At 64.8% G+C, this 2,500-nt stretch carries 1 protein-coding gene; it reads left to right on the plus strand.

Features of this window, described 5'->3' with window-relative positions; all coding sequences use genetic code 11:
- Nucleotides 1-1,624 precede the first annotated feature (1,624 nt).
- Nucleotides 1,625-2,317, plus strand: coding sequence for a nucleotide-binding protein (locus ACV7NL_RS24745; protein ID WP_463357403.1), 693 nt, complete (start codon nucleotides 1,625-1,627; stop codon nucleotides 2,315-2,317).
- Nucleotides 2,318-2,500 lie beyond the last annotated feature (183 nt).

The raw sequence follows: 2,500 nt of genomic DNA on the forward strand, positions 1-2,500 counted from the left end.
GTATACGGATCCCAATCCGACCCGTCAACACCCGCGATCGGGGAAAACGCACATGTCGCAGTTTGGTTCTCTCCCGGACGCTGCAGGGACGTGTCGAGGTCGCGCCCTTTCCGGTCCGGAATCACGCCGCGGATCGCGTGACCTCGACACGTGCTCATGCCGACGTTGCGCGTGCCTGAGGTTCCCAGCCTTCGCTTCAGGGTAGAGCTGAGGCTTCGGATCTTGGCCGTTCTGGGTCTGATACACCGTCATCTCCAGGTTGCACGGCCATCCGCCTCTCTTCTCGAAAACCTCTGATTCCGTGGCCCTCTCAAAAGTGAACCCTCCCCCCCGTCTGCAGGAACGACCGTGGATCCGATGGCTTGGCGAGGACGCGGGCCGTCACTGCTGACCCCATCCGGGACCTTGCTCCGGGGATTCCAGCGGGCCAGCCAGCCCAGCCAGATTGGGGAGACGATCCGAACCACGTTGGTAAGGTTGGGACGGCAGTGGACCCGTCGCTCCGTGATCGACACCAGGTCGAGGCGCTGGGCGATCCGTAAGGCGAGGCGCGCCTTGGTCTGGCCCACACCAGCCCGTGCGGCGATCTCGGGGATCGAGAGCGTGCATTGGCGGCCAGCGACGAATGCATCGGCCACGATCTTGAGGACCGCCAGTTCGCCCGTGGTGAAGTGGCAGGCGAGCCTCGGCGGCAGAGGGCCGGAAGCCGCAAGGGTCCGCCGCCGCACCTGCGATCGGGCCCTATCAGGCGAGCGCTGAGGGTTCTTGGTCGGGAAGTAGGACCAAAGGCGGGGGTCTTTGCCCGGGGAGGCTCCGGGTGCTTCTGCGGCCATCCCAGGAATCATCTGAGATGAGACGGCCTTGAGACATCCGAGGGAGACAGCGGCGGCCTGATCAGGCCGGCGGCGGCCGTGAATGGCTTCGGCGAGTTCCTGGGCCTGCGCTTCCGTCAGAGCGCCTTCCCCGACCGATCGCCACACATCGCGGCTCAGGGCGTCCAGGGCGGCCACGGGAACATGGTTAACGAGGGTGAGTAGATGGTCGAACGACATGGTGGTCCCTGGGTTGGGACCGCATCAGGCCAAGCGACATCGCTCCGAGAATGAACATTCTCGATTGACTCCTGAGGGGAGCTATGATGTGCTGAGGATGTTCCGTTGTCTTTTGCACATCACACGATTTGACGGCCCTTCCGGTTTGGCGACCGGGGGGCCGTTGTCGTTTCAGGGTCCTACTGCGGCGTGGCGGTGGTTCCTTGATCGAATCTCCGGTCTTGCGAGAGACCGAGACTGTGCATTCGGCACGCGAGGGGCTCTCCTGTCAAACCAGGGACTTGTGCCGCTTCGAATCGGCGCCTGGCTGGTCCCACCGTCGGGACCAACGCGACCGTCCAACCCGCTGTGCCAGCCGACTAAAATGATAGGATCGAGGGCCTGTGCAGACAGCCGATCCAAGGTAGGCATGGCGACCAGAGAAGCGCAACGTTATAAAATAAAACACGAATCCTGTCTCAATGGGCAAATGGGTTTTTGCCCAAGAACGCGATTGGGTTTACGGGTTCTTGGAGATTTAGGCCCTAGGGCCTTTGGAGGTTTGGGTTAGCAAAGCCCGGGGGGCCTTTTCGATGGCGGTCATCAGCGTCTGCTCGACAAAGGGCGGAGTCGGGAAGACGACCCTTGTGATCTGCCTGGCCGACGCCTTCGCCCGCCAGGGGGGAAGCGTGGTCATCGTTGATGCCGACCCGAACGGGCATGTCGGCGCATGGCGCGACCGCGCGGGGGCAGATTCCACCGTCGCGGTCATCTCGGGGGTGACGGAGACCGTCATCCTCGATCGCATCGGGGAGGCGGCAACGCAGTACGGGATCGTTCTGGTCGATCTCGAAGGGGCGGCCTCGCAGGCCGTCACCTACGCGATCGCCGAGTCGGACCTCGTTCTAGTCCCCACTAAGATCTCGGGGATGGACCTGCAGGAGGTATTCCGGACCTACGAGGTGGTACAGCGGGCCGAGCGCATGCTGCGCCGATCGATCCCGGCGCGGGTGGTCCTGACCCAGATGTCGCCGCTCCAAAGCCGCGTCGCCCAGCATGCCCGGGAGGAGATCCAGAATGCCGGTATCCCGCTACTGCGGACCGAGGTGATCCAGCGGGCCGCGTACCAGTCCATTCACTTCACGGGGTCGACACCGGCCGGGCCGGGCGGAGATCCGAAAGCCGCCGCCGAGGTGAGCGGCGTCCTGACCGAGCTCCTCACCATCCTGGCCGAGCAACAGGGCTTGGCCGAGCAACAGGGCTTGGCCGAGCAACAGGGCGCCTAACGATGAGCAAGCCTCCGTTCCCCCCCCCGTTCCTGCCCTCGCCCCGCCCACGGCCGCATACGAGTCCGGAGGATGCCCGGCAGCTCGCTGCGGCCGCGAGCGACCTCGGCTTCACGCGAGCCTCGAGCCCTCCCTCAGAACCGATTCCTACGCCCGGGATCCCGGGCGAACCCCGGGCAGCCG

Source organism: Methylobacterium sp. Ger2507, from assembly GCF_055231875.1.